Source organism: Zobellella taiwanensis, assembly GCF_003012795.1.
Lineage (GTDB): Bacteria > Pseudomonadota > Gammaproteobacteria > Enterobacterales > Aeromonadaceae > Oceanimonas > Oceanimonas taiwanensis.
In genome coordinates this window covers 1-201 of the sequence record NZ_PXYH01000110.1, presented here as the reverse complement: position 1 = coordinate 201, position 201 = coordinate 1, and the positions used below count along the sequence as shown (strand labels likewise).

General features: G+C 55.2%; 1 protein-coding gene. It reads right to left on the bottom strand.

Annotated features, from left to right (window positions below; genetic code table 11):
* A partial coding sequence (locus tag C7I36_RS17155) for an AAA family ATPase (protein ID WP_181256445.1) occupies nucleotides 1-201 on the bottom strand: 201 nt, incomplete at both ends.

The window sequence follows — 201 nt, the reverse complement described above, 5'->3', positions numbered from 1 at the left end:
ACAGGCCGCGGAACAGCGGCTCTTTCGCCTCGAACAGCTGGTGCAGGGTATCGAGCAGCAGGCTTTTGCCAAAACGGCGCGGGCGGGAGAGAAAATAGTAGCCGGCCTGCTCGATCAACCGGTGGATATAGGGCGTTTTGTCCACATAGTAATAATCACCGGTACGGATTTTTTCAAACGACTGCACCCCTATGGGCAACT